The organism is Streptomyces sp. NPDC029956 (assembly GCF_055574655.1).
The window spans coordinates 1-25,647 of record NZ_JBVHZJ010000050.1 but is presented as its reverse complement, the minus strand read 5'-3'; the positions used below and the strand labels follow the sequence as shown (position 1 = coordinate 25,647).

Here is a 25,647-nt window from a genome sequence, read left to right as displayed (position 1 = left end):
CTTTTCGATGTACCTCGATTAGAGGCACATCGAAAAGAGGTAGCATGACGACCGGTCCGACGACAAGCACGAACGACGCGCACGAAGGAGGCCGCCCGGTGCTGGAGCTGTCGATCCTGGGCTTCCTGTACGAGAAGCCCCTGCACGGCTACGAGCTGAAGGAGCGCATCCACGGCCTGAGCGGCCATGTGCGCCCCGTCAGCGACGGCGCCCTCTACCCGGCGATCACCCGCCTGGTGAAGAACGGCCTGGTGGACAGTCGTACGGAACCGGGCGCGAGCGCGGCCCCGCGCCGGACGCTCTCGCTCACCGCCGACGGACGCCGGGAGCTGCTGGCCCGGCTGCGCTCCCCCAAGGACGCCGAGATCACCGACGGCCAGCGGTTCTTCACCCTGCTCTCGTTCCTCGGCCACCTGCCCGACCCGGCGGACCAGGCGGCCGTGCTGCGCCGCCGCCAGGAGTTCCTGAACACCCCGGCCAGCTTCTTCTACGAGGGCGGGACGCCGGTGGTCGTCGAGCGGGAGCCCGACCTCTTCCGCCGGGGCATGCTGCGGATCGCCCGCGCGACGGGTACGGCCGAGAAGGCCTGGCTGACGGAGGCGCTGGCCGAACTCGAGGACCGGGAGTCACCCGCCCGCCCCTGAATCCGCCGGATCCGGCGATCCGGCGGTCCGGCGGGCAGCCCCTACCCCAGTCGCTTCCCCAGGTACTCCCGCCAGTCGGCGGTGAACTCCTCCGGCGTGGTGTCGAGCACCTCCTGGAGGGCCTTCTCCACGGCACCTTCCCGGCCCGGGTGCGCGCCCACCGCACGGTAGAAGTCGGTCAGCTTCGAGTCGCCCCAGCGGTCCGCGATCAGCGCGCAGGCCAGCCAGCCGCCCTCGTACGCCATGGCCAGGGCCTCCGCGTCCCCGCCGAAGCCGAAGTCGGGGTCCTCCGGGAGCCGGGCGGGCAGCTCACCCGCGCGGACCGCGCGGCGCAGTTCGGGGGCGGCCTGGGCGGCGGTGCGGTCGGTGTCACGGTAGGCGACCCAGTCGGCGAAGCCCTCGGAGAGCCAGACCGGGGTCGACGGGGTGGTGGCGGCGCGGGTGGCGACATGGACGGTCTCGTGGGTGAGGACGAGCTGCCGGCCGAACTCGCCGAGCACCCCGTACGCCTCCGGGTTCACGATCACCCGGTCCGCGGGGGCGTCCGCACCGCCCCGGGTCTCCCCCGTGGTGACGGCGGCGATGCCCCGGTAGGAGTTCCCGGGCGCCCCGAGGAGCTCCCCCATCCCCTCCAGAGACCCGGGGACGAGGACCACCACGTCACGGGCCCAGTCGACGGGCCAGGCGGCGGAGACGACAGGAACGGCCCGGTCCGCCGCCGCGGCGATCTCCCGGAGCCGCTCGGGCTTCTGGCCGACGCCGAGGACGAGGGAGCGGGCGCCCCGGACGGTCGCCACGTCGCCCTGCTCCCAGAGGTGCCGGGGCGCCCCCTGCGCGGGGCGGTCGCCGGTCACGTACCAGCGTCCGTCCCGCTCGGTCAGGTCGAGGATCCGGGCGCCGGTGACGGGCCGTTCGTCGTGGCCTTCGAGCCGGTAGCCGAGGTCGGCACGGGCGGTGACGCGGTCGGCGGCCGTGCGGTCGACCCCGGTGAGCCGGTAGGTCCAGCCGTCGACGGGAACCGTCGCGAGCCGCCGGAAGACGGTGAGGGCGGTCGGGGCGTAGGAGGGGTCGACGGCGGCGAGGTAGCCGGGCTGGTCGCGGTCGAGGAGCGCCCTGGCGTGCCGGTCGAGGAGCCCCTGTATCTCCCGGGCGGCCGTGTCGGCCGGGAGGTCGGCGCGCGCACCGCAGCCGACGAGCCCCACGAGCACGAGCAGCAGGGCCGTCAGGCAGGCCGTCGCCAGCCTCCGCGCTCCACACCCCTGACCTGCCACGCCTCCGATCGTACGGTCGGATCGGCGGGAACCGGATCCGGTACGGCCCCGAGCCCGGTCCGCAGCGGTCCGGGACCGGCGAGCCGGACCCCGCCGGAAGCAGCCTGAAGCGGCCTGAAGCGGCCTCGGACCGATCCGGACCCGGCCGGAAGCGGGGCTCGGACCCGCGCCGGACCTGGACGGGCGCAGGGACCGGACCCGCGCCGGGCCCGCGCCGGAGCTGGACGGAAGCAGGGATCGGACCCGCGCCGGTCCCGGCCTGGGCCCTTCTCGGCCCCGGCCCGGAATCCGCCTCAGACCCGGGTCACCGTCACGTGCGACATCATGTTCACCGGGTCGTAGCGGACCCGCGCGCCCGGGTAGGGGGCGTGGATGACCTGGCCGTTGCCGGCGTAGATGCCCACATGGCTGGCGTCGCCGCGGTACGTGACGAGGTCTCCGGGCTGCGCCTGCGAGAGCGGCACCTGCCGGCCCGCGTACCGCTGCGCGGAGGAGGTCCGCGGCAGGCTGATCCCGGCCTTCCCGTACGACCAGACCATCAGGCCCGAGCAGTCGAAGGCGGAGGGGCCGGTCGCGCCCCACACGTACGGCTTGCCGACCGCGCTGCGAGCGGCGATCACCGCGGCGGCGGCCCGCGAGGAGCCCGGAGCCGCCTCGGGCATCGGCGGCAGCTCCTCCGCACGTCCGCCGGAGCGCGAGGCCCGGTCGAAATCGGCGCGCTCCTCGGCGGTGAGGCTCGCGAGGACCCGGCGGGCCTCGGCGAGCTTGCCCTCGACGACGCGCTTGTGGCGGGCCACCTCGGCCCGGCTGCGCTCCAGCTCGACCAGGGCCGTCCGGGCCTCGGCCCGCTTCTGGCCCAGTCGGCGCTGCTCCCGCCGGAGCTCGCCGAGCGCGACCCCCTGCCGGGCGGTGATCCGGTCGAGCGCGGAGGCCCGGTCGAGGTAGGTGTCCGGGTCGGAGGAGAGCAGCAGGGCGAGGGCGGGGTCGATGCCGCCGGAGCGGTACTGCGCGCCGGCGACCGAACCGAGCGCGCCCCGCATGTGGTTGATGCGCTCCTGGCCGCGGGCGAGGCTGTCCTGGGCCTGGGAGACCGTCCGGCGCAGCGCGTCCGCCTTCTCGTCCGCCCGGTTGTAGCCCTCGGTGGCCTTCTCGGCCTCCTCGAAGAGGCGGTCCACCGTGGCACGGGTGGCCGCGGACCCGGCCCCGGGGTCGGCGCTCGCGGGGACGGCCCCGAGGGTCGCCGCGGCGGTGGCCGCGGCGGCGGTGAGGACGGTGACCCGGGCGGGTCGGCGGTGGGACGCCACGAATCGCGCTCCGTTCGGCTCGACGCTGACTGGCGCGGCAGACAGTAGCCGCTGATCACTCCGCGTCCAACGAAGGCGCCGGGCACACAAAGTGACGCCCCGCCGGAGATCACAGGTCACCGGCGGGGCGTCAGGTCAGCTCGCGTCGCGGCGAACCACCCGATTGGGCGGTACGGCTGCGCGGGTCGCGTCGGGGCGGGTCAGCCGCCGATGCGGACACCGAACTGGAACGTGCCCATGTAGTTCATGGACTCGTAGCGGACATAGGCGCCCGGCTTGGGGGCGTGGAGGATCGTGTTGTTGCCCGCGTACAGACCCACGTGCGACAGGCCGTTGAAGAAGACCAGGTCGCCCGGCTTGAGCTGGCTGCGGCCGATCTTCACGCCGTCGTTCTGCTGGGTGTAGGTGGTGCGGGTGAGGTCGACGCCGGCCTTGCCGTAGGCCCACTGGGTCAGACCCGAGCAGTCGAACGAGCCGGGGCCCTCCGCACCGGGGTCGTACGGCATGCCGACCCGGGTGGCGGCGGCGCTGAGGGCGGCGGCGCCGAAGCCGGACGCGGCAGCCTCGTTACCGAGGTCGAGGCGCTCGCCGGCGTCGCGGCTGGCGCGCTGCTCCTTGGCCCGCTCCTCCTGCTGCATCTTGGCCTTCTCGGCCGCGGTGAGGGTGTTGAGGAGCTTCTTCGCGTCGGCGAGCTTGTTCTGGTAGCTCGTCTTCTTGGCGCCGAGGGCCTTGCGGACGTCCTCGAGGTCGGCGAGCTTCGTCGCGGCCTCGGCCCGCTGCTGCGCGAGGCTGCGCTGCTTGGACTGGATCGAGGTGAGGACGTCGGCCTGCTGGGCGCTCAGCTGGTCGATCGCGGACGCCTTGTCGAGGTAGGTGTCCGGGTCGGCCGAGAGGAAGAGCTGGAGCGCCGGGTCGATGCCGCCGGAGCGGTACTGGGCGCTGGCCACCGAACCGATCTGGTCGCGCAGGGTGTTGAGCTCCTGCTGCCCGCGGGCCACCTTGTCCTGGAGGTTGCCGACCTCCTCCTGCAGCTTCCCGCGGCGCTCTTCGGCCTGGTTGTACTGCTCGATGGCCTCTTCGGCCTCGTGGTGCAGCTTGTCGACCTTCGACTTGACCTCGTCGATCTTGGGCTTGGCGGGGGCCGCCTGGGCGCCCGTCTGGGCGGTGAGCGCTACGGCGGCGGCCGCGGTCGCGGTGAGTACGGTCACGCGCATGCGGCTCGGCTGCTTGGGTCGACGGTGGGACGCCACGAAGGCGAGCTCCTTCTTCCTCAGAGCCGCCCAACCGGTAAGGGGCAGGCGGTTCCTCCGCCGCCACCCCGGATGGGTGATCAACCGCGCGAAGGTTCGAGCCCCGACCCTAGTGACCAAGTTGTGATCAGTTCAAATCCCACTGGCAAAAATATTGCCCAGGGACCACTTAATTTACACGCACCACACAGGCTGTGATGGGCACTTGACCGTCCGCCCATCAGAATTCGGGCATACAGCCCAAGAGTTGCGATGTGGTGCGATGCTTCAGGAAAGCCGGGAAAGCCGCTTCAGCAGCAAGGCGGACGCCACGGGCCGCGCTCCGGCCTTCGCCACCCCGTCGGCCACCTCGCGGTCGGTGGAGACCACCACGACCGGCCGGCCCGGCGGCTCCGCCCTGACCAGCTGACGGATCAACTCGTCGGCGGTCACGCCGGGCTTGGAGAACAGCACCCGCACCCCCCGCGGCGGCGCGAGGAGCACCGGGGCCGCCAGCTCCGCCCCGTCGAAGACACAGGTGACCTCGGCGCCCGAGCGGGCCGCCAGGGCCGACAGGCTGCCGAGCAGCCGCAGCCGCTGCTTCTCCAACGGCATCGTCGGATAGCCGGTCTTGGTGACGTTGTAGCCGTCGACGACCAGATGGGCCTGCGGCAGCGCGAGGAGCTGGTCGAGCAGCGCCGGGTCGGTCTCGGAGAGCGCCCGCGCCGCGATGTCCTTCGGGGACATCCGCCCCGGCTCCACCGCGTCCACGGTGTCCGCCGGGTGCACGGACACGGGGGGCAGCGCCAGTTCGCGCCGCAGCCCCTGGGCGGCGTCGAGCACGGTGTCGAGCAGCAGCCGCAGCCGCATGTCCTCCACCGAGCGCCCCTCACGGGCGGTCCTGCGGCTCGCCTCCAGGGCGGCCTCGACCTCGCCCAGCCGCGCCTTGAGCCGCCGGCTCTCGCTCTCGGCGGACGACACCTGGGCGGCCGCCTCCGCCTTCGCCGCGTCGATCTCGCCCTGCGTACGACGCAGCGCGGCCTCGCCGCGCTTCACGTCGCTCTGGGCGCTGCGCAGCTTGCGGTGAAGCGATTCCGCTTCCTTCCGGGCCGCCTCCAGATCGTGGCGCAGCTGCTCGGTCTCGCCGCGCGAGCGGTCCCGGGCGGCGGCGAGTTCCTCGCGCAGCCGCTCCAGCTCACGCCGGCCCGCCTCGTCGGCCCGCTCGGCGTCGGCGCGCTGGGCCTCCTCGCCCGCGGCGGCCACCAGCTTGACCCAGCCCGGCGGGCGCAGCACATAGGCCGCGGCCGCCACGTCGACGGGGTCGGCCGCGGCGGGCGGGGTGCCGGTCTCGACGGATCCGGCCAGCTCGGGCTGGCCCTGCTTGAAGCGCTCGCCGATCCGCTGCCGGAACAGCGGGTCGCTCTCCAGGGCCGCCGCCATGGCGTTCCCGGCGAACTTGGCGCGCCGGCTCGCGGTGAACCGGGCGTACTGCCTCAGGGGTGCGGGCAGCTCCGCGACGGTCAGCCCGCCGAAGGCGTCGGCGACCAGCGCGACGACCCGCCGCCGTACGCCTTCCGGCAGCGGGTGGTCGAGCGTCTCGGCAGCGTCACCTGCCGCGCCGGCCGGCTCTCCACCGTGCGCGGGCTGCTCCACGATCCGTCACCCCTATGTCGTCCGCGCCGTCCCTCAGGAGGCGGCGCCCGGCCTGTCCACCAGCTCGATCTGATCCACCGCGTTGCACCAGCGACAGCGGACCGACTCGATGGTCTCACTGACCACCTGGCGTTCCTCGACCGTCGGGTCGCCCGCGAGGTCCAGATGGACGTACTCCACGACCTTGGAGGAGCGCGTCACGTCGAAGCGGGTCAGGTTGCCGCAGAGCGTGCAGCGCCACCGGGTGTCGGCGGTCGGCAGGGGAACCGTCGTCATCGTGCCGTCCTTCTTCCTGTTGCGTGGTACCAGGTGCGGGAGCCGCGGTGCGCCGTCGAACTGCGGTCGTACTGCCCGTTACCCTACGGCCTCGCCGGTACGCGAGGGCACGGCGAGGCACTCTGTCCAGTTCGGCCCCGGTACGCCATGATCTGTCCATGATCGACTGGCGAGGTACGGCCCTCGGTGCCTGGCGGGGCACCCGCACCGGCCCCAAGGTGACGTACGGACTGATCTCCGCCTGCTGTCTGCTCTTCGTGATCGGCCCGGTCTCGGGGCTCAACCCGGTGTACGGCACGGGGGACGAGCTGCTCGCGGCGCAGGGCGTGTACTTCCGGCGCTGGGGTGTCGTCCCCGCCGAGCTGATGAGCGGCGACCCCCGCGCCCTGCTCACCCCGTTCACGGCGCTCTTCGTCCACGGCAGCTGGCTCCACCTGCTGGGAAACATGCTGTTCCTGTACGTCTTCGGGGCGATGGCCGAGGAGCGCATGGGTCCCGTCGAGTTCGCCCTCTTCTACCTGGGCACGGGCTACCTCGCGCTGCTCGGGTACGCGGTGGCGCACGCGAACAGCGAGCAGACCCTGGTCGGGGCGTCCGGGGCGATCTCCGGGGTGCTCGGGGCCTTTCTCTTCCTCTTCCCGCGCTCCCGGGTCACCAGTCTCTTCCCCTTCCTCTTCTTCCTTCCGCTGCGCTTCCCGGCCTGGATCGTGCTGATCTTCTGGTTCGTGCTCCAGTGGCTGGCCGCGCAGGCGGCGGGCGCCGGTCCCGGCGTCGCCTATCTGGCCCATGTGGTGGGCTTCTCCGTCGGCTTCCTCTATGCCTGGGGGCGCTACCGGGGTGGGGATAGAGTGAAAGCCCAAGCCGCGGCGACCGAGGGAGAAAGCCAGCCGTGATCACCGCGATCGTGCTCATCAAGACCAGCGTGGACCGCATCCCCGAGATCGCCGAGTCGATCGCCGGGCTCGACAGCGTCAGCGAGGTCTTCTCGGTGACCGGCACCTACGACCTCATCGCCATGGTCCGCGTGCCCCGTCACGACGACCTGGCGGACGTCATCCCCGGCAGCATCAGCAAGATCCCGGGCGTCGAGGCCACGGACACGCATGTCGCCTTCCGTACGTACTCCCAGCACGATCTGGAGGCGGCCTTCGCCATCGGTCTGGAGTCCTGAGACCTCGTTCACGGCACGGGTGAAGGGGGCCTCCCGCTCGGGAGGCCCCCTTCACCCGTACGAGTGAGTGCTCAGCCGCGGTCCGGGACGCAGCGGCCGTCCTCGGTGCGGTACTTCCACTGCGCGCCGTCGCGGACGAGCTCCTTCACGGCGCCTACGAACCGCTCCACGTGCTCGTCCGGCGTACCGGCGCCGAAGCTCACCCGGATGGCGTTGAGCGACCTCTCCCCCGGGGCCGCCTCGGGGGCGCCGCACTCGCCCGGGTCCTGCGGGTCGCTGCCGAGCAGCGTGCGGACCAGCGGGTGCGCGCAGAAGAGACCGTCGCGGACGCCGATGCCGTACTCGGCGGAGAGCGCGGCGGCGAAGTGGGAGCTGTTCCAGCCCTCCACGACGAAGGAGATGACGCCGACGCGCGGCGCGTCGTCGCCGAACAACGAGAGCACCCTGACCTCGGGAACCTCGGCGAGTCCCGCCCGGACCGTGGCGATCAGGTGCTGCTCGCGCTCGACGAGGGAGTCGAAGCCGGCCTCGGTGAGCGCCTTGCAGGCGGAGGCGATCGAGTAGACGCCGATGACGTTCGGGGAACCGGCCTCGTGCCGGGCCGCGGTGGTGTGCCACTCCACGTCCACACCGCCGTCGGCCCGACGGGCCACCTTGCGGGAGGCGCCGCCGCCCGCGAGGTAGGGCTCGGAGTCCTGCAGCCAGTCGGCGCGGCCCGCGAGGACGCCGGAGCCGAAGGGCGCGTACAGCTTGTGCCCGGAGAAGGCGATCCAGTCCACGTCGAGCTCCTGGACGGAGACCGGGTGGTGGGGCGCGAGCTGGGCGGCGTCGAGCACGATCCGGGCGCCGTGGGCGTGCGCGGCGGCGGCGAGCTCCTTCACCGGCCACAGCTCGCCGGTGACGTTGGAGGCGCCGGTGACGCAGACCAGCGCGGGGCCGTAGGGGTCGCGGTCGGCGAGGGCCCGCTCCAGGGTGGCGACGGCCTGCTGCGGGGTGCGCGGTGCGTTGAGGTAGGTGACGCGGGCGTCGCGCCAGGGCAGCAGCGAGGCGTGGTGCTCGGTCTCGAAGACGAAGACCTGGCAGTCGGCCGGGAGCGTGGCGGCGAGCAGGTTGAGCGAGTCGGTGGTGGAGCGGGTGAAGACGACCTGGTCACCGGCGCGGCAGTCGAGGAACTCGGCGACGGTGGCGCGGCTGTTCTCGAAGAGGTCGGTGGAGAGCTGGGAGAGGTAGCCGGCGCCGCGGTGGACGCTGCCGTAGTAGGGGGCGTACGCGGCGACGTCGTCCCAGACCCGCTGGAGGGCCGGCGCGCTGGCCGCGTAGTCGAGCGCCGCGTAGGTCACCTCGCCGCCGGTGACGAGCGGGACGGTGACGTCCCGGCCGAGCACGGGGAGCGGGGCGGCGCAGCAGGGATCGGCGGACTCGGCGGCGGTCTCGACGAGGGTGGCGGTGGCGACGGCGTCAGGGCGTGCGGACATGGCGGTATCTCCCGGCGGGCGGTGCGGAATGGCTTCGGTGATCCGTACGCGGCCGGACACGGCGGGGTACGGGGTGACGCCTCGGAGGACACGGGTGCCCGTGGCGCACGGGCGGACTCAGGGGTGCACGGGGTACGCGGAAGTGACCCTGATCCGATGATCCGAGGGTGAAGAAGGGGCGTACTCGCCCTATCGCATTCGCTTGCTCACGGAAAAGCTCCTCGAGAGACCAGGACCCCTGGTGTTCGAGGGGTCCGCGCTTGCCGTAGACCTCGCTGCCTACGGCCTGGTCATCACCCGGGGCACCCCGCCACGGACGGAGGGTTGCCGGACAGCAAGCCGGGGCCAAAACGCTGTCACTCGTGACCTGTAGAGCATCCTGCCACATGATCGCCGAAGCGCAAGACCCCGGTCCGCATACTGGACCGGGGTCGGGCGCGTACGACGTGCGGGGGGTCAGGAGTTGCTGGCGGCGACCCAGCGCTCCAGGGCCCGGCGGGCCTCGCCGGAGTCGATCGACTCCGCGGCCTTCCCGATGCCGGCGCGGATCTGCTCCGCCAGGGTGCCCTCCCCCGGCGCGAGCGCGGTCAGCGCCGCCGCCGAGTTGAGCAGCACCGCGTCCCGTACCGGACCGGTCTCCCCCGCGAGCAGCCGGCGGGCCACGTCGGCGTTGTACGAGGCGTCCGCGCCGCGCAGCGCCTCCACGGGGACGAGGTCGATGCCGACGTCCCGGGGGTCGAAGGCCTCCTCCCGCACCGCGCCGTCACGGACCACCCAGACCCGCGAGGTGGCGGTGGTGGTCAGCTCGTCGAGGCCGTCGTCGCCGCGGAAGACCAGCGCGGAGGAACCGCGCTCGGCGAGCACCCCGGCGACGATGGGCGCCACCCGGGCGTCGGCGACACCGGTCGCCTGGGACCGGACGCGGGCGGGGTTGGTGAGCGGACCGAGGAAGTTGAAGACGGTCCGGATGCCGAGCTCCTTGCGGGCCATCGCCACATGGCGCAGCGCCGGGTGGAACTTCACGGCGAAGCAGAAGGTGATCCCGGCCTCCTCGGCGACCTCGACGACCCGCCTCGGGGTCAGGTCCAGGTTGACGCCGAGCTTCTCCAGGACGTCGGAGGCGCCGGAGGCGGAGGACGCGGCCCGGTTGCCGTGCTTGACGACCTTGGCGCCGGTGCCGGCCACGACGATCGCCGACATGGTGGAGATGTTGACGGTCTTGGCGCCGTCGCCACCGGTGCCGACGATGTCGACCGTGGCGCCGGGCACCTCGATCGTGTTCGCGTGCTCGTACATGGTGCGGACGAGGCCGGTGATCTCCTCGACGGTCTCGCCCTTGGCGCGCAGGGCCACGACGAAACCGGCGATCTGCGCGTCGGTCGCCTCGCCCCGCAGGATCCGGTCCATGGCCCAGGCGGTGTCCTCCGCGCTCTGGTCGCGGCCGGACAGCAGACCGTCCAGGACGACGGGCCAGGAGCGGCCCGCCGACGTAGGTCCTCCAGCGGGGGTCGCAGCGCTCATGGCAGCTCCTGGTCGGTCGGTGACGGCTAGGGCTCCACCCTATCGAGCCCCCGGGACGGCAAAGAGCCCCGTCCAGCGAATGGACGGGGCTCTCACCGTGGCGACTTGTCGAAAGTCAGGAGTTCAGATGATCAGTGGTGGCCGTGGCCGCTCTGGATCTCCTTGTACTCCTCGACGGTGGGCTTGGCGACCTGGCTGTCGTCGCCGTAGTAGCCCTTGTTGAGCTTGACCCGGAGCTTCTCCATGCGCCCGATCTTGCGCTCCACACCGTTCTCGTCGACGGCCGGCGGCAGCGCCGCGGCGTCGTACTGCTCGTGCGCGGTGAGGCGGTGCAGCTCGCCCTGGCTGAGCGGCTCGTGGATCTCGACGAACTCACCGTGCGGCAGGCGCTTGATGATGCCGGACTCGCGGCCGTGCAGCACCTTGTCCTTGTCGCGGCGCTGGAGGCCGAGGCAGATCCGCTTGGTGACGACGAACGCGATGACCGGGCCGACGAAGAAGAAGATCCGCACGAACCAGGTGATCGAGTTGAGCGACAGGTGGAAGTGGGTCGCCCAGAGGTCGTTTCCACCACCCACGAGCATGATCATGTACGCGGTGATCCAGGCGACACCGAAACCGGTGCGCGTCGGAGCGTTGCGCGGGCGCTGCGCGATGTGGTGCTCGCGCTTGTCGCCGGTGATCCACGACTCGATGAACGGGTAGACCGCGATCGCCGCGAGGACTGCCGGGAAGATCGCCAGCGGGATCATCACGCCCAGGACGAGCGTGTGGCCCCAGAGGTTGATCTCCCAGCCCGGCATGACTCGGATCAGACCCTCGGCGAAGCCCATGTACCAGTCGGGCTGGGCGCCGGTGGACACCTGGTCCGGGCGGTACGGGCCGAGGGCCCAGATCGGGTTGATCGAGGCGATCGCCGCGATGACCGCGATGACACCGAAGACCAGGAAGAAGAAGCCTCCGGCCTTGGCCATGTAGACCGGCAGCAGCGGCATGCCCACGACGTTCTTGTTCGTACGGCCGGGGCCGGCGAACTGCGTGTGCTTGTGGAAGAACACCAGGATGAGGTGGGCCACCACGAGGCCGAGCATGATGCCGGGCAGCAGCAGGACGTGGGCCGAGTAGAACCGGGCCACGAAGTCGCCGCCGGGGAACTCCCCGCCGAACAGGAACATCGACAGGTACGTGCCGATGACCGGCACGGACAGGATCGCGCCCTGCATGAAGCGGACACCGGTGCCGGAGAGCAGGTCGTCCGGGAGCGAGTAACCGGTGAAGCCGGTGAACATGCCCAGGAAGAACAGCAGGAAGCCGAACAGCCAGTTGATCTCACGGGGCTTGCGGAACGCACCCGTGAAGAACACGCGCATCATGTGCACGAACATGCCGGCGAGGAAGATCAGCGCCGCCCAGTGGTGGATCTGCCGGATGAGCAGACCACCGCGCACCTCGAACGAGATGTGCATGGTCGAGTTGAACGCCTCGGACATCAGCTGTCCCTGGAGCGGGACGTACGGTCCGACGTACTCCACCTCGTTCATCGACGGGTGGAAGAACATCGTCAGATAGACGCCCGTCAGGATGATGATGAGGAAGCTGTAGAGGCAGATCTCGCCCAGCATGAAGGACCAGTGGTCCGGGAAGATCTTCCGCATGTTGGCCTTGGCCAGCGTGTAGATCCCCAGGCGACCGTCGGCCCAGTCGGCGACCCGCTCACCGGCGGGCGCTTTCTTGGTATCGGTCACGGTGCTCATCCGCGCTCCCAGAAGGAAGGACCGACGGGCTCGTCGAAGTCGCCGAGCGCCTCCAGGAAGCCCTTGTCGTTCACGCCGATCCGCAGCTGCGGGAGGGCGTGACCGGCCGGGCCGAAGATGACGCGGGCGCCGTCGGAGAGGTCGAAGGTGGACTGGTGGCACGGGCAGAGGACGTGGTGCGTCTGCTGCTCGTACAGGGAGATCGGGCAGCCCACGTGGGTGCAGATCTTCGAGAACGCGACGATGCCCTCGTGCGACCACTCGAGCTCGCGCTTGTCCTTGATGTCCTCCGGCTGGATCCGGACGATCATCAGGGCGGCCTTGGCGATCTCCACCTGGAAGTGGTGGTCGTGCTCCGAGAGGCCCTCGGGCATCGCGAAGGTCAGCGACCCGACCGCGACGTCCTCGGGACGCAGCGGCTCGTGCGTGTTCATGTTGATGAGCTGAAGACCCTTGGCCCACATGGTGGTCCGGAGCTTCTTCTCGGGCAGCGGGCCCATGTCACGCAGCAGCACGATGCCGGAGAGCGGAACGAGCGACAGCGCACCGAACATCGTGTTGCGGATGAGCTTGCGACGGCCCATGCCCGACTCGGCGGCACCGGCCGCGAAGTCCGACATGACCTTCGCCTTGGTCTCGGTGTCGGCCGCGATCGGGTGACGCTCGTCCGCGATCTCGACGTCGGACATCAGGGTGCGGGCCCAGTGGACCGCGCCCGCGCCGATGAAGAAGAGCGCGAGACCCAGGGTCCAGCCCAGCGCGAAGTTGAGCGAGGACACCCGGCCGAAGGGCCAGATGTACACGATCTGATCGACCGGGAAGATCACGTACGAGGCGATGAAGCCGATCGTGGCCAGCATCGACAGCGTGAACATGAACGCCACCGCGCGCTCGGACCGACGCGCGGCCCGCTCGTCGATGTCCTGGATGCGGGGCTTGTGGGGCGGAAGGCCCGGGTCGGCGAACGGGTCGTCGGCGACCTTCACCGCGCCGTGCGCGGTGTCCTGCCCTGCCGGCAGGTTCTCTTCTGGAATCTCTTGGCTACTCATGACTTCTTGGCCTTAGCGGTGTGGGCCGCGACCCAGACGGCAACTGCGATCAGCGCACCCAGGCCGAAGACCCAGGCGAACAGGCCCTCGGAGACGGGGCCGAGGCCACCGAGCGAGAGACCACCCGGGCTGTCGGCCTTCTCGCCGTTGACGGCCTGGACGTACGCGATGATGTCCTTCTTCTCCTTCTCCGGCATCGTCGTGTCCGGGAAGGAGGGCATGTTCTGCGGGCCGGTCTGCATGGCCTCGTAGAGGTGCTTCGGGCTCACGCCTTCGAGGTTCGGGGCGTACTTGCCGTAGGTCAGCGCGCCACCCTCACCGGTGAAGTTGTGGCACTGGGCACAGTTGGTGCGGAACAGCTCGCCACCCTTGGCGATGTCGGCACCGTCAGGGCTGTACTGGCCCTCGGTCGGCGTGATCGGGCCGGCACCGAGAGAAGCGACGTACGCCGCGAGCTGATCGATCTCAGCCTGCGAGTAGATGACCTTCTTCTTCGGGACCTGGGCGCCCGGCTGCTGGGCCGGCATGCGACCCGTGCCGACCTGGAAGTCGACGGCGGCCGAACCGACGCCGACGAGGGACGGGCCGTCAGTGGTGCCCTGACCGCCGGTTCCGTGGCAGCTGGCGCAGCCGACGGAGTAGAGCTTCTTCCCCTCCTCGATCGCGAGGGACTGGGCGGTTTCATCGGCCTTCGCCGTGCCCGCGGGCGCGAACGCGGCGTACAGCCCCCCAGTGGCCGCCAGCGCGAGAAGTAGGACGACGACCGCCGCCAGCGGATGGCGTCGTCGTGCGGAGAGCTTTTTCACGGATTACCCCGGTGTCAGGATCTTCTGCGTCGATGCTTGCTGGATGTCTCGGTCCGCCGTGTCGGCGGCGCCGACTACTTGATCATGTAGATCGTGGCGAAGAGGCCGATCCAGACGACATCGACGAAGTGCCAGTAGTAGGACACGACGATGGCGGCGGTTGCCTGCTCGTGAGTGAACCTCTTGGCGGCGTACGTCCGGCCGAGGACCAGCAGGAAGGCGATGAGACCGCCCGTCACGTGCAGGCCGTGGAAGCCGGTGGTCAGGTAGAACACGGAGCCGTACGGGTCCGACGAGAGCGAGAGGCCCTCGTGCTTCACCAGCTCGGTGTACTCGAAGACCTGTCCGCCGATGAAGATCGAACCCATCACGAACGTGATGATGAACCACGACCGGAGCTTCTTCACGTCGCCCCGCTCTGCGGCGAAGACGCCGAGCTGGCAGGTGAGTGAGGAGAGCACCAGGATCGTGGTGTTGGTCGCCGAGAACGGGAAGTTCAAGGCGTCTGCCTTTTCCGTCCAGTACTCGGCGCCCATCACCGATCGAAGGGTGAAGTACATCGCGAAGAGGGCCGCGAAGAACATCAGCTCGGAGCTCAACCAGATGATGGTTCCGACGCTGGTGAGGTTCGGTCGATTGACCGACGGGTGCGCGTGCCCTGTTTCTACTGTCGTTACTGTCGCCACGACCGACATTATGTCGGTCGCTTATCCCGCCCTCACTCCGGGGGGTGCCGTTCGGAGTGTCAGAGGGGTGTGTCCAGCCCGAACGGCCCAGTGCGAGGACCCCCCGGCACCCTTCGAACAGGTGTTGAACGGGTGTTGACGGGGTGTGGACCGGAGTAGCATCCGCGCATCGGTCGACGACGACCCACCCGCCTTCCCAGCCGGAGGAACGATGCAGTCGAGTGCCACGGTCCTGGTCTACAGCGACGACGCGAACACCCGCGAGCAGGTACGGCTGGCGGCCGGGCGCAGGCCCGCGTCGGACGTCCCCCCGGTCGAGTTCGTGGAGTGCGCGACCCTGCCGGCGGTGCTGAAGCGCCTGGACGAGGGCGGCATCGACGTGTGCGTCCTGGACGGCGAGGCGGTTCCCGCGGGCGGCATGGGCGTCTGCCGGCAGATCAAGGACGAGGTCTTCCACTGCCCGCCGGTGCTGCTGCTCATCGGCCGCCCGCAGGACGCCTGGCTGGCCACCTGGAGCCGCGCGGACGCCGCGGTCACCCTTCCGGTGGAACCGGTCGAGTTCGCGGCGTCCCTGGCCTCCCTGATCCGCTCGCGCCTGTCGATCGACGCGTAGTCGCCGCACGCGGCGAGTGAGCCGAAGGGGCGCGCCGGGGGAACGGGGCCGAGCGCGCGGAGACCTGCGCGGAACGAGCAGGTCGAGCACGGTCGGCCCGGTGAGCCCGGCTTCGGCGCCCCGGTGGGGGTCCCCCAGCGAAGCGAGGGGGAGAACCGAGCCCTAGAGCGCGAGGGGCCTGAGGCGGGCCTTCTCCGTGGGGGCCACCGGGTTTCCGGCGGCCTCCACCAGGGCGCTGCCCTCCCGCCACTTGTCCCACGACAGGTTCCAGTCGCCGAAGCCGTTGCCGAAGGTGTCCATCGTGTTGCCGAAGCTGTTGACGACGCGGACGATGTCTCCGGGGCGGACGGTCTCGTAGAACCAGGCCGCGTTCCCCGTCGACATGCCGACACAGCCGTGGCTGACGTTCGCCACGCCCTGTGAGCCGACCGACCAGGGCGCGGCGTGCACGTACTCACCGCTCCAGGTGACCCTGGTGGCGTAGTAGACCGGCAGGTCGTACGACTCGGCGCTGCCCTCGGCGATGCCGATGCTGGTGCCCCGCATCCGGACGTAGTACTCCTTGCCGAGCACCACTTTGATGCCGTTTCGGGTGGAGAAGCCCGGCTTGCCGGTGGTCACCGGAATGGTATTGATCACTTCTCCGTTGCGCCGCACGGTCATGTGGTGCGACCCGGCGTCCGCGACGGCCTCGATCCGGTCGCCGATCGTGAGCTTCAGCGGCTTGGACGCGCCGCCGTAGAGCTTGTCGCCGACCTTGAGGCCGTCCAGGGTGCCGGTGACCGTGACGCTCGCGCCGGCCGGCCAGTACTCCTTCGGGCGGAAGTGCAGCTTCTTGTCGTCCACCCAGTACCAGGCGCCCTCGACGGACGGCGTGGAGCGGACCTTGAGGGCCCTTTCGACGACGGCACGGGCCTTGCGGTCCTTGACGGGGAGGCTGAGGTCGGCCGTGATGGGCTGTCCGACGCCGTACGTGCCCGTCTCCGGGCCGAAGGCCGCGGTCAGCGCCCGCTTGGCCGGGGCCGTCTCGAAGGTGAACGTACGGGCGCCTGGAGCGCCGTCCTCGTCCTCGGTGGCGACGCGGACCGTGTAGCGGGCGCCGGCCGCCAGGGCGGCCGTGGAGCGCCAGCGCCGCCCGTCCGCGGTGAGTTCGCCCGCCAGGTGGTGGCCCGCGGTGTCTATGGCGGTGACGTCGGTGATCCTGCCGTCCTCGCCCTTGGCGGTGACCTCCAGGGCCTTCTCGGGGTCCGCCTTGGCCCCGTCCGCGGGAGCGCTGACGGCGAGCTGGTCCGCCGCGTCATACGCCCTCGCCGACAGCGGGTGGTCGTCGGAACCCGCGCACGCCGAGGCGGCTGCGGTGACCGTGACGGCCAGAAGAGTGCAACTCAGAACAGTCCGAATGCGCGGCGTGTCGTTCATGACTTCACGCTAAGGACAATCCTCGCTCCCAGCGCGTCGAGTGCTGCAAAAGAGGGGCCCGGACACTTCGGTGACGAAGTGTCCGGGCCCCTCTCGGTGCTCCGGTGCGGAGCGGGGTGCCGCTACTGGTTCTGGTTCTCGCCGCGGTAGAACTCGAAGACCCAGCCGAACAGGCCGACGAGGATCAGCGGGGCGGAGAAGTACAGGATCCACCAGCCCATCGCGATGGCGAGGAAGGCGAGCGCACCGCCGATGGCCAGCGACAGCGGCTGCCAGCTGTGCGGGGCGAAGAAGCCCACTTCACCGGCCTCGTCCGCGACGTCGGCCTCCTTGTCGTCCTGCGCCATCGCGTCGACACGCTTGGCCGTGAAGGCCAGGTAGTAGCCGATCATGATGGACAGGCCGAACGCCAGGAACAGCGCCGTCGTACCGACCGGCTCCTTCGACCACACGCCGTACAGGACGGCCATGGCAAGGATGAAGACGCTCAGCCAGATGAACATCTTGCCCTGGATCTTCACTTGCCGGCCTCCTTGCCGCCCGCGAGGGCCTCGGCCACGTGACCCTTGTTCTCGAGCTGGTCGAGAGCCGCGATCTCAGGGTGGTGCAGATCGAACGCCGGGGATTCCGAACGGATCCGCGGCAGGGTGAGGAAGTTGTGCCGCGGCGGCGGGCAGGACGTCGCCCATTCGAGCGAACGGCCGTAGCCCCACGGGTCGTCGACCTCGATCTTCTTGCCGTACTTGGCGGTCTTCCAGACGTTGTAGAGGAACGGCAGGATCGACAGACCGAGCAGGAAGGAGGAGATCGTCGAGATCGTGTTCAGCGCGGTGAAGCCGTCGGCGTCGAGGTAGTCCGCGTAACGACGCGGCATGCCCTCGGCACCGAGCCAGTGCTGCACGAGGAACGTTCCGTGGAAGCCGATGAACAGCGTCCAGAACGTCATCTTGCCGAGCCGCTCGTCCAGCATCTTGCCCGTGAACTTCGGCCACCAGAAGTGGAAGCCGGCGAACATCGCGAAGACCACGGTGCCGAAGACGACGTAGTGGAAGTGCGCGACGACGAAGTACGAGTCGGAGACGTGGAAGTCCATCGGCGGCGAGGCCAGGATGACGCCCGTCAGACCACCGAAGGTGAAGGTGATCAGGAAGCCGATCGTCCACAGCATCGGTGTCTCGAAGGACAACGAGCCCTTCCACATCGTTCCGATCCAGTTGAAGAACTTCACGCCTGTCGGTACGGCGATGAGGAACGTCATGAAGGAGAAGAACGGGAGGAGCACGCCACCGGTGACGTACATGTGGTGCGCCCACACCGTCACGGAGAGACCGGCGATCGCGATGGTCGCGGCCACCAGACCGATGTAGCCGAACATCGGCTTGCGGCTGAAGACCGGGATGACCTCGGAGATGATGCCGAAGAACGGCAGCGCGATGATGTACACCTCTGGGTGGCCGAAGAACCAGAAGAGGTGTTGCCAGAGCAACGCTCCACCGTTGGCCGCGTCGAAGACGTGTGCACCGAACTTGCGGTCCGCCTCCAGGGCGAACAGCGCGGCCGCGAGGACCGGGAAGGCGAGCAGGACCAGAACACCGGTCAGCAGCACGTTCCAGGTGAAGATCGGCATGCGGAACATCGTCATGCCGGGAGCGCGCATGCAGATGATCGTGGTGATGAAGTTGACCGAGCCGAGGATCGTGCCGAAGCCGGAGAAGGCCAGACCCATGATCCACATGTCGGCGCCGACGCCCGGCGAGCGGACGGCGTCCGACAGCGGGGAGTAGGCGAACCAGCCGAAGTCGGCCGCACCCTGCGGGGTGAGGAAGCCGGCCACCGCGATGATCGAGCCGAAGAGGTACAGCCAGTACGCGAACATGTTCAGCCGCGGGAACGCCACGTCGGGCGCGCCGATCTGCAGCGGCATGATCCAGTTCGCGAAGCCGGCGAACAGCGGCGTCGCGAACATCAGCAGCATGATCGTGCCGTGCATCGTGAACGCCTGGTTGAACTGCTCGTTCGACATGATCTGCGTACCCGGACGGGCCAGCTCGGCGCGCATGAAGAGCGCCATGAGTCCGCCGATGCAGAAGAAGACGAACGACGTGACCAGGTAGAGCGTGCCGATCGTCTTGTGGTCGGTGGTGGTCAGCCACTTGATCACGACATTGCCGGGCTGCTTGCGCCGTACGGGCAGCTCGTTCTCGTACGAGTCCTCAGCTGCGGCGGCACCCTGGGTTTCGTTGTGGATGCTCACAGTTGGTTCTTCTCCGCATTCCTGGCCGGGTCCGTCTGCTCGATGCCAGACGGGATGTAGCCGGTCTGCCCCTTCTCGGCCAGCTCCTTCAGGTGCTGCTGGTAGCGCTCCGGAGAGACCACCTTGACGTTGAAGAGCATCCGGGAGTGGTCGACACCGCACAGCTCGGCGCACTTGCCGAGGAAGGTGCCTTCCTGAGTCGGGGTGACTTCGAAGACGTTGGTGTGACCCGGGATGACGTCCTGCTTGAACAGGAAGGGGACCACCCAGAAGGAGTGGATGACGTCACGGGAGGTCAGGACGAACCGGACCTTCTCGCCCTTCGGCAGCCACAGGGTCGGACCCGGGTTGCCGGTCTGCGGGTTCCGGTCACCCGGGATACCGGCGTCGTAGACGCCGCCGGCGTTCGCCGGGAAGTCGTCCTGGTACTTGTCCGGAATGGCGTCGAGGTTCGGAGCCTTCTGGGCGTCGCCCTTCACTCCGGGCACGTTCTCGACGTAGTTGAAGCCCCAGCTCCACTGGTAGCCGACCACGTTGATGGTGTGGGCCGGCTTGTCGGAAAGCGACAGGAGCTTCGACTCGTCACGTGCCGTGAAGTAGAAGAGCACGGAGACGATGATGAGCGGGGTGACGGTGTACAGCGCCTCGATGGGCATGTTGTATCGCGTCTGCGGAGGTACCTCGACCTTGGTGCGGCTGCGCCGGTGGAAGATGACGGACCACAGGATCAGCCCCCAGACCAGGACGCCCGTGACGAGGGCGGCCGCCCACGAGCCCTGCCAGAGGGAGAGGATCGTAGGTGCCTCTTCCGTGACCGGAGTGGGCATACCAAGGCGGGGGAAGTCTTCCCAGTTGTACGAGCAGCCCGTGGCTGTCGCCAGGATCAGGCCCGCAGTCAGCACCTGCGGCAGCTTCCGCCGCATCGGGCGCCGCGACGAGCGGTCGGAGCCGTTGGGACTCACGTAGCGCCTTCCCGAGAGTCTCGGCCCGCGTTGGTCGGCCACGGCCGTCCGTCTCGCTGGTCGGTCGCCGCCCCGGCCGCGGGCAGGGGTTTGGATGTTTATGCGGACCAAACCCTACTGGACGCTATTTGGGGTCGCGCGGGGAGGGTGCCCAACGCGCCGTCCGAGTCCCCGAAGGGGTGGACTCCGGGGTTCCGGAGGGGGGTCGGACGCGTCCGTTCGGCGGTCTGCCGGTGTACGACGACGTGGTTCTGACGAGGGCTCACGAGGGGCGGACGGCGGGTCGGCCGGAGACGGACGGCGGGTGCGCCGGGGGCGCGGTGCGAGCGCGCTGCGGGCGGGGCCGGGGGCGCTTCCGGGCGGGGTCGCTGCGGGCGGGCCCGGGGGTTCGCGACGGGCTCCGCCCGACCTGCCGTGGGCTCACCGCGGACCGGGCGCGGGCGTGCGACGGACGGGCGGTGGGACGCGGCGGACGTGCGGTGGGCGGGTCGCGGGCGGGCTGTGGAGGGGCTGTGACCTGGTCAGGGGCGGGTCGCGGCGTGGTCGGGGGCGTCACTCCGCCTGGGCCGGGGGCGGGTCGCGGCCTGACCCGGGGGCGTCACTCCGCCTGGTCACGGGCGCGTCACTCCGCCTGGGCCGGGGCGCGTCGCGGCCTCGCCCCGGGTGGGCGAGGTACGGCATCCGCCCAGGCCCTACCGTGGGCGGATGCCGTACTTCGACGCCGCGTCCGCCGCCCCGTTGCACCCCGTCGCCCGCCAGGCGCTGCTCGCCTCCCTCGACGAGGGCTGGGCCGATCCGGCCAGGCTGTACCGGGAAGGGCGGCGCGCCAGGCTGCTGCTCGACGCCGCACGGGAGGCCGCGGCGGAGGCCGTGGGCTGTCGCCCGGACGAACTCGTATTCACTCCTTCGGGGACGCGCGCGGTTCACGCGGGAATCTCCGGATCTCTCGCGGGGCGTCGGCGTGTCGGAAACCGGATCGTGGTCTCCGCGGTCGAGCACTCCTCCGTACTGCACGCGGCCGAGAGCCACGCGGCGGCGGGCGGAGCGGTGACGGAGGTTCCGGTGGGGCGGACGGGAGCGGTGGACGCGGACGTCTTCGCGGCCGCGCTGGACTCCGGGGACGCGGGCGCGGTCGCCCTGGCGTGTCTCCAGTCGGCCAACCACGAGGTGGGGACCGAGCAGCCGGTGGCGGAGGTGGCCGAGGCCTGCCGGGCGGCGGGCGTGCCGCTGCTCGTGGACGCGGCCCAGTCACTGGGCTGGGGCCCGGTGGAGGGCGCCTGGTCGCTGCTCACGGCGAGCGCGCACAAGTGGGGCGGGCCGGCGGGGGTGGGGCTGCTCGCCGTACGGAAGGGGGTGCGGTTCGCGCTCCAAGGCCCGTCGGACGAGCGGGAGTCGGGCCGGGCGCCCGGCTTCGAGAACCTGCCGGCGATCGTGGCGGCGGCGGCCTCGCTGCGGGCGGTACGGGCGGAGGCGGAGGCCGAGGAGGCGCGGCTGCGGGCCCTGGTGGACCGGATCCGGGCGCGGGTTCCGCAGCTCGTCCCGGACGTGGAGGTGGTGGGCGACCCGGTGCGGCGGCTGCCCCATCTGGTGACCTTCTCCTGTCTGTACGTCGACGGGGAGACGCTGTTGCACGAGCTGGACCGGGAGGGATTCTCCGTTTCGTCCGGTTCGTCGTGTACGAGCTCGACGCTGACGCCCAGCCATGTGCTGCGCGCGATGGGGGTGCTGAGCGAGGGGAACGTCCGGGTGTCGCTGCCGGCCGGCACGACGGAGGAGGACGTGGACCGCTTCCTCGGCGTGCTGCCGGTGGTGGTGGCGGGGGTACGGGAGCGGCTCGGCGCGCCGGCGACGTCGCCGGCGACCACGGCGGGGCCGGACTCCTTGGTGGTGGACGCGCTCGGCCGGCGCTGCCCGATCCCGGTGATCGAACTGGCGAAGGTCATCGGGGACGTGCCGGTGGGCGGGACGGTGACGGTCCTCGCGGACGACGCGGCGGCGCGGCTGGACATTCCGGCGTGGTGCGAGATGCGGGGGCAGGAGTATGTGGGCGAGTCGCCTGCGGCGGGGGGTGGGGTGGCGTACGTGGTCCGGCGGGTGAGCTGACCCCGAGCCCGGCTCGTGCCGCGCACGACCCCGCGCGCTCAGGTCCTCGCGGGGGTGCCGCCTGGCTTGCGGGATGCCACCTCGGCTTGGGGGGGCGCCCCCGGCGCGCGGCCCGCAGGCGCTGCCGGGCCTCGCCCCGGCCTCGCGCCTCACGGTCCGGTGCGTGGTTGCGAGCCCTCCCGCCTGCCGCGCCCGTACGCCTGGGGGGCGCAGCCCCGGCTCGGGGCCCGCGCGCCTCGCCGGGCCCTGCCCGCGGTCCGGCGCGCCTCGCGGGCCGTGCCCGCCGCCCACCCGCCGTGTGTGTGGGCAGCGGCCCGCAACGGGGTGGGCGAGGGCGGGCCGGGTGGGTGGGCGGGCACCTCGCCGGCGGGGAGGGCCCGGGCCGCACGTGTGGGGCCCGGACTGGTCAGGCCAGGTGGGACTGGACCTCGGTCGCCGCTTCTTCGCCGTAGGCCTTCTGGAAGCGGTCCATGAAGTTCGTGCGGCGCAGCGTGTACTCCTGCGTGCCCAGCGTCTCGATGACCAGCGTCGCCAGCATGCACCCGACCTGCGCGGCGCGCTCGTGGCCCACACCCCACGACAGCCCCGTCAGGAAGCCCGCGCGGAACGCGTCGCCGACGCCCGTCGGGTCGACCTTCGCCGTCTCCTCCGCGCAGGCGACCTCGATCGGCGTGTCGCCGACGCGCTCGATGCGCACCCCGCGCGAGCCGAGCGTGGTGACGCGGTGGCCGACGCGGGAGAGGATCTCGGCGTCGGTCCAGCCCGTCTTGGACTCGATGAGGCCCTTCTCGTACTCGTTGGAGAAGAGGTACGTGGCGCCGTCCAGGAGCGTGCGGATCTCGTCGCCGTCCATCCGCGCGATCTGCTGCGAGAAGTCCGCGGCGAAGGGGATGCCCCGCGTCTTGCACTCCTCCGTGTGGCGGAGCATCGCCTCGGGGTCGTCGGCGCCGATGAGGACGAGGTCGAGCCCGCCCACCCGGTCGGCGACGGCCTTGAGCTCGATCAGCCGGGCCTCGCTCATCGCGCCCGTGTAGAAGGAGCCGATCTGGTTGTGGTCCTTGTCCGTGGTGCAGACGAAGCGGGCCGTGTGCAGGACCTCGGAGATGCGGACGGAGCCGGTGTCGACGCCGTGGCGGTCGAGCCAGCCGCGGTACTCGTCGAAGTCGTAGCCGGCCGCGCCCACCAGGATCGGGTTGCCGCCGAGCTGGCCCATGCCGAAGCAGATGTTGGGGCCGACGCCGCCGCGCCGGACGTCGAGGTTGTCGACCAGGAAGGAGAGGGACACCGTGTGCAGCTGGTCGGCCACCAGCTGGTCGGCGAACCGGCCGGGGAAGGTCATGAGGTGGTCGGTGGCGATGGAGCCGGTGACTGCGATACGCACGGCGGGGTGCTCCTGCGGGAAGGCGGCAATGACGGACATTCACGCTACCGGGTGGTGGCCTCACTGCCGAACAGTGGAAACTACCCCAGAGTAGGGCTTTTCCCCGGGGGCGTGCGGTGCATACGGTGCGCCCATGACCATCTACCCCGCTTCACGTGAGCGACACGAGTCCGAGCCGAGCCTCGCCGACCTGCGGGGCGACGGCGCACGGATGGCTCCGCACTGGGTGACCCCGGTCGCCCCCGCGCCCGCTCCGGTCTCCCCCGCGCTGATCCACGGTGTCGTCGTCCCGGCGGCCTCGGCACGGCTCATCGAGGCGACCGCCGAATACGGCGGCTGACGGACGGAACCGTCCGCGCACCCGCTCCGTCCCATCGGCGTCCGGTCGAGACGAGGGAGCGTTGCGGTGAGCGGTACGGAGAACGTACGGAGGCGGCGGAGCGTCATCGCCGCCTCGGTGGCGGCGGGTGTGCTGCTCGCCGGGGGCGGTGGCGTCTACCTCGCCACCACGGCATCCGGTGACGGCACCGGCGCGGGCACGGCCGCCAAGGCCGCCGACGCGGCCGGTCCGCCGACCCCGCTGCGCCTGGACGGCGACAGCGACAGCGGCGGCGACGCCACCGACGGTGGCGACACACGGGGCGGTCCGGGCATCGCGCCCGGTGAGCCGGACCCCGGGGGCGGCCCGAACGGGACCGTCTACACAGCCAAGGGCCCACTCCCCCAAGGGCCCTCCTCGGCCGCGGTCCACCGGCCCGAGGGCCTGGTCACCTCGGCGGAGGTGACCAGGCTGGCCGAAGCGCTGGGCATCTCCGGGAGTCCCTCGCTGGTGGGTGAGGTCTGGACGATCCGGCCCGCGAAGGACGGTTCGGGAGCCCGTCTCGACGTGGCGCGGAAGGCGCCGGGGAACTGGACGTACTCCTGGTACGACGGCGGTCCGGCCGGCGACGCCTGCCTCAAGGGCAAGGCCTGCCCGCCGCCGGGCGAGTCGAAGCCCGCGCCGGGCGGTACGCCGCTGAGCGAGGCGGCGGCGAAGGCGGCGGCCGCGCCGGTCCTGAAGGCGCTCGGCCAGGACGACGCCAAGGTCACCGCGACCGCCGTGGTGAACGGTTCGGTGCGGGTGGTCAACGCCGACCCGGTGGTGGGCGGGCTGCCGACGTACGGCTGGTCGACGGGGCTGCACATCGCGCGGGACGGCCGGGCGGTCGCCGGGAGCGGGACGCTCAAGGATCCGGCCGAGGGTGCCACGTACCCGGTGATCGGGGCGGCGAAGGCGCTCGCCGGCCTGAACGAGGACTCGAAGGGCACCGGCCCGATCGGCGTGGGGCACTGCCCCACGGCCCCGCCCGGCGTGGACGGGAACGGGAAGCCCGAGGACGGCCGGACCGACGGGAAGCCGGCGCCCGGGCACGTCGAACCCACTCCGCCCTGCCAGACGATCGTGGACCGGGCCGCGCCCGACCAGGTGCCGGTGACGGCCGCGGTCTTCGGTCTGGCCGCGCGGGACGTGGACGGTGAGCGGCTGCTCGTACCGTCGTGGCTGTTCACCGCGGACCCGGCGGACGGCGCGCCGTACACGGTGGTGCGGACGGCGGTGGCCCCCGAGTACCTGGCGCCGCCGGCGAAGCCCTCGCCGGAGCCGACGCCCCCTCCCGGGGAGGGCACGGAGGCCGCGCGGGTCGTCGAGTCCGTCCGGGTCCAGGGGGACGGCAGGGAGCTGGCCGTCACCTTCTGGGGCGGGGTGTGCAGCACGTACACCGTGAAGGCCGACGAGCAGCCGGACCGGGTGACGGTGCGGATCGTCGAGAAGTCCGACCCGGATCGGGTCTGCATCATGATCGCCAAGGACTTCACGAAGACGGTGACGCTGAAGACCCCGCTGGGCGACCGGCCGGTCGTCGACGCGGCGAGCGGGGAGGCCGTGCCGCGTCGCTGAGTCCGGCGGGCGCACGAACGAGGGCGGGGGGGGGGGGGGGGGGGCGGGAATGGTCCCACCGTGTCGCCGCCCCTGTGGGTCGCGTGAGCAGAGTGCCAAGGATGAAAGGAGACATATAGTTTGGGTGGTTGGCGTGGGGA

The 25,647-nt window shown here is 71.0% G+C and carries 23 protein-coding genes and 1 riboswitch; of the genes, 7 read left to right on the top strand and 16 right to left on the bottom strand.

Annotated elements, in window-relative coordinates; translation table 11 throughout:
- Positions 1 to 98: 98 nt before the first annotated feature.
- Entirely contained in the window at positions 99 to 644 is a 546-nt protein-coding gene (locus ACZ4XX_RS30660) for a PadR family transcriptional regulator (RefSeq protein ID WP_468511153.1), read from the top strand.
- A gap of 41 nt (positions 645 to 685) precedes the next feature.
- Here ACZ4XX_RS30660 and ACZ4XX_RS30655 read toward each other — a convergent pair whose 3' ends face one another.
- The 5 genes from ACZ4XX_RS30655 to ACZ4XX_RS30635 form a co-directional block, all read right to left on the bottom strand.
- Positions 686 to 1,915 (bottom strand): hypothetical protein, encoded by a 1,230-nt coding sequence (locus ACZ4XX_RS30655; protein WP_468511121.1) that lies wholly within the window; start codon positions 1,913 to 1,915, stop codon positions 686 to 688.
- A gap of 293 nt (positions 1,916 to 2,208) precedes the next feature.
- The gene (locus ACZ4XX_RS30650; RefSeq protein WP_468511120.1) at positions 2,209 to 3,219 is read right to left on the bottom strand and encodes a C40 family peptidase; all 1,011 of its coding nucleotides are present in this window, start codon (positions 3,217 to 3,219) and stop codon (positions 2,209 to 2,211) included.
- A gap of 200 nt (positions 3,220 to 3,419) precedes the next feature.
- On the bottom strand, positions 3,420 to 4,469 hold the full coding sequence (locus ACZ4XX_RS30645) for a C40 family peptidase (RefSeq protein ID WP_468511119.1): 1,050 nt from the start codon (positions 4,467 to 4,469) through the stop codon (positions 3,420 to 3,422).
- Between the two features lie 267 nt (positions 4,470 to 4,736).
- A complete protein-coding gene (locus ACZ4XX_RS30640) occupies positions 4,737 to 6,101 on the bottom strand; it encodes an NYN domain-containing protein (protein ID WP_468511118.1) in 1,365 nt (454 codons plus the stop codon).
- Positions 6,102 to 6,134: 33 nt separating this feature from the next.
- Complete coding sequence (locus ACZ4XX_RS30635; RefSeq protein ID WP_030314394.1) at positions 6,135 to 6,377, bottom strand: hypothetical protein; 243 nt, start codon at positions 6,375 to 6,377, stop codon at positions 6,135 to 6,137.
- Positions 6,378 to 6,535: 158 nt separating this feature from the next.
- Here ACZ4XX_RS30635 and ACZ4XX_RS30630 point away from each other — a divergent pair, with 158 nt between their 5' ends.
- Together ACZ4XX_RS30630 and ACZ4XX_RS30625 are read left to right on the top strand one after the other, a co-directional pair.
- Positions 6,536 to 7,270, top strand: coding sequence for a rhomboid family intramembrane serine protease (locus tag ACZ4XX_RS30630; protein ID WP_468511117.1), 735 nt, complete (start codon positions 6,536 to 6,538; stop codon positions 7,268 to 7,270).
- The gene (locus ACZ4XX_RS30625; protein WP_015033007.1) at positions 7,267 to 7,548 is read left to right on the top strand and encodes an Lrp/AsnC family transcriptional regulator; all 282 of its coding nucleotides are present in this window, start codon (positions 7,267 to 7,269) and stop codon (positions 7,546 to 7,548) included. Before ACZ4XX_RS30630 ends, ACZ4XX_RS30625 begins: the two co-directional genes overlap by 4 nt.
- Before the next feature lie 71 nt (positions 7,549 to 7,619).
- Here ACZ4XX_RS30625 and ACZ4XX_RS30620 read toward each other — a convergent pair whose 3' ends face one another.
- The 6 genes from ACZ4XX_RS30620 to ctaE form a co-directional block, all read right to left on the bottom strand.
- Positions 7,620 to 9,023, bottom strand: a complete 1,404-nt coding sequence (locus tag ACZ4XX_RS30620) for an aminotransferase class V-fold PLP-dependent enzyme (protein WP_468511116.1) — start codon at positions 9,021 to 9,023, stop codon at positions 7,620 to 7,622.
- A 251-nt stretch (positions 9,024 to 9,274) separates the two neighbouring features.
- Positions 9,275 to 9,391: riboswitch (SAM riboswitch) on the bottom strand.
- Positions 9,392 to 9,479: 88 nt separating this feature from the next.
- Entirely contained in the window at positions 9,480 to 10,544 is a 1,065-nt protein-coding gene (trpD, locus tag ACZ4XX_RS30615) for an anthranilate phosphoribosyltransferase (protein ID WP_468511115.1), read from the bottom strand.
- Positions 10,545 to 10,675: 131 nt separating this feature from the next.
- Positions 10,676 to 12,298, bottom strand: a complete 1,623-nt coding sequence (gene qcrB, locus ACZ4XX_RS30610) for a cytochrome bc1 complex cytochrome b subunit (RefSeq protein ID WP_468511114.1) — start codon at positions 12,296 to 12,298, stop codon at positions 10,676 to 10,678.
- Positions 12,295 to 13,347 carry a cytochrome bc1 complex Rieske iron-sulfur subunit gene (gene qcrA, locus ACZ4XX_RS30605; protein WP_468511113.1) on the bottom strand — a complete coding sequence of 351 codons (1,053 nt, stop codon included), beginning with the start codon at positions 13,345 to 13,347 and terminating at the stop codon, positions 12,295 to 12,297. Before qcrA ends, qcrB begins: the two co-directional genes overlap by 4 nt.
- On the bottom strand, positions 13,344 to 14,153 hold the full coding sequence (gene qcrC / locus ACZ4XX_RS30600) for a cytochrome bc1 complex diheme cytochrome c subunit (protein ID WP_468511112.1): 810 nt from the start codon (positions 14,151 to 14,153) through the stop codon (positions 13,344 to 13,346). The genes qcrA and qcrC overlap by 4 nt, the downstream gene beginning before the upstream one ends.
- A gap of 74 nt (positions 14,154 to 14,227) precedes the next feature.
- A complete protein-coding gene (gene ctaE / locus ACZ4XX_RS30595) occupies positions 14,228 to 14,848 on the bottom strand; it encodes an aa3-type cytochrome oxidase subunit III (protein ID WP_030314378.1) in 621 nt (206 codons plus the stop codon).
- A 202-nt stretch (positions 14,849 to 15,050) separates the two neighbouring features.
- Between ctaE and ACZ4XX_RS30590 the strand changes: the two genes are divergently transcribed.
- Entirely contained in the window at positions 15,051 to 15,452 is a 402-nt protein-coding gene (locus ACZ4XX_RS30590) for a DNA-binding transcriptional response regulator (protein ID WP_030314377.1), read from the top strand.
- 162 nt (positions 15,453 to 15,614) lie between these two features.
- Here the strand turns inward: ACZ4XX_RS30590 and ACZ4XX_RS30585 are convergent, their stop codons facing one another.
- The 4 genes from ACZ4XX_RS30585 to ctaC all read right to left on the bottom strand — a co-directional run bounded on the left by ACZ4XX_RS30585 (position 15,615) and on the right by ctaC (position 20,087).
- On the bottom strand, positions 15,615 to 16,871 hold the full coding sequence (locus ACZ4XX_RS30585) for a L,D-transpeptidase (RefSeq protein WP_468511111.1): 1,257 nt from the start codon (positions 16,869 to 16,871) through the stop codon (positions 15,615 to 15,617).
- A 122-nt stretch (positions 16,872 to 16,993) separates the two neighbouring features.
- Entirely contained in the window at positions 16,994 to 17,392 is a 399-nt protein-coding gene (locus ACZ4XX_RS30580) for a cytochrome c oxidase subunit 4 (protein WP_468511110.1), read from the bottom strand.
- Positions 17,389 to 19,125: an aa3-type cytochrome oxidase subunit I gene (gene ctaD, locus ACZ4XX_RS30575; RefSeq protein ID WP_468511109.1), complete on the bottom strand. Its 1,737-nt coding sequence runs from the start codon at positions 19,123 to 19,125 to the stop codon at positions 17,389 to 17,391. Before ctaD ends, ACZ4XX_RS30580 begins: the two co-directional genes overlap by 4 nt.
- On the bottom strand, positions 19,122 to 20,087 hold the full coding sequence (gene ctaC / locus ACZ4XX_RS30570) for an aa3-type cytochrome oxidase subunit II (protein WP_189830691.1): 966 nt from the start codon (positions 20,085 to 20,087) through the stop codon (positions 19,122 to 19,124). Before ctaC ends, ctaD begins: the two co-directional genes overlap by 4 nt.
- A 705-nt stretch (positions 20,088 to 20,792) precedes the next feature.
- On the opposite strand from ctaC, the gene ACZ4XX_RS30565 reads away from it, so the two are divergent.
- Positions 20,793 to 22,190 carry an aminotransferase class V-fold PLP-dependent enzyme gene (locus tag ACZ4XX_RS30565; protein ID WP_468511108.1) on the top strand — a complete coding sequence of 466 codons (1,398 nt, stop codon included), beginning with the start codon at positions 20,793 to 20,795 and terminating at the stop codon, positions 22,188 to 22,190.
- 406 nt (positions 22,191 to 22,596) lie between these two features.
- Here the strand turns inward: ACZ4XX_RS30565 and ACZ4XX_RS30560 are convergent, their stop codons facing one another.
- Positions 22,597 to 23,571: a carbohydrate kinase family protein gene (locus ACZ4XX_RS30560; protein WP_468511107.1), complete on the bottom strand. Its 975-nt coding sequence runs from the start codon at positions 23,569 to 23,571 to the stop codon at positions 22,597 to 22,599.
- A 133-nt stretch (positions 23,572 to 23,704) separates the two neighbouring features.
- Here ACZ4XX_RS30560 and ACZ4XX_RS30555 point away from each other — a divergent pair, with 133 nt between their 5' ends.
- Positions 23,705 to 23,911: a hypothetical protein gene (locus ACZ4XX_RS30555; RefSeq protein WP_383052473.1), complete on the top strand. Its 207-nt coding sequence runs from the start codon at positions 23,705 to 23,707 to the stop codon at positions 23,909 to 23,911.
- A gap of 66 nt (positions 23,912 to 23,977) precedes the next feature.
- On the top strand, positions 23,978 to 25,507 hold the full coding sequence (locus tag ACZ4XX_RS30550) for a hypothetical protein (protein WP_468511106.1): 1,530 nt from the start codon (positions 23,978 to 23,980) through the stop codon (positions 25,505 to 25,507).
- Positions 25,508 to 25,647: the final 140 nt, after the last annotated feature.